This window comes from Oleiphilus sp. HI0066 (assembly GCF_001635725.1).
Window position 1 is genome coordinate 1 of record NZ_LWFH01001192.1, and the last position, 843, is coordinate 843.

Annotated in this window: 1 protein-coding gene; it reads right to left on the reverse strand. The window is 47.7% G+C overall.

The window, feature by feature from the left end:
* A partial coding sequence (locus tag A3738_RS16180) for a class I tRNA ligase family protein (RefSeq protein ID WP_156504301.1) occupies positions 1 to 843 on the reverse strand: 843 nt, incomplete at both ends.

Consider the following 843-nt stretch of genomic DNA (forward strand, 5'->3'; position numbering starts at 1 on the left):
TCCAAAGTGCTGATGAGAACCATGTGTCTAGAACATCTTCATCTTGTGATAAGGCTACATCATCAGAAATGTTGTTATGCGCACGCGCTTCTTCTTCTGTGCGTGCAACATAGACATTACCTTCATTGTCATACCATGCTGGAATACGGTGTCCCCACCATAGCTGGCGTGAGATACACCAGTCTTGAATGTCGCGCATCCATGAGAAGTACATGTTTTCGTATTGCTTAGGTACGAATTGAATGTCGCCATCTTCTACAGCTTTAATCGCTGGCTCAGCTAGCGGGCCGGCACGAACGAACCACTGATCGGTAAGCAGCGGCTCTATCACGACGCCAGATCGGTCGCCATAAGGAATTGTTAGCGTGTGGTCGTCGATCTTGTCTAATAATCGAGCTTCGTCAAAAGCAGCAACGATTGCTTTTCGCGCAGCGAAACGCTCGAGACCTTGGAATTCGCTAGGAATTGTTACGTCAATGTGGGTGATGGCTTGGCCTGACATATCATACACTTCTGCTTGATCAAGAATTTCACCGTTCTTGTTCATGACATTGATCATTGGAAGCGAGCATCGCTTGCCGACCTCATTATCGTTAAAGTCGTGTGCAGGAGTAATCTTTACGCAGCCTGTGCCTTTTTCCATGTCTGCATGTTCGTCTCCGACAATCGGGATGCGACGACCGACTAATGGAAGAATGATTTCTTTTCCGATCAACGCTTTGTAGCGAGGGTCTTCAGGGTTTACCGCAACACCTGTATCCCCAAGCATCGTTTCGGGTCGAGTGGTAGCAACAACGATGTAATCTTTGCCTTCGCTTGTTGTTTCACCGTCTGCAAGTGGAT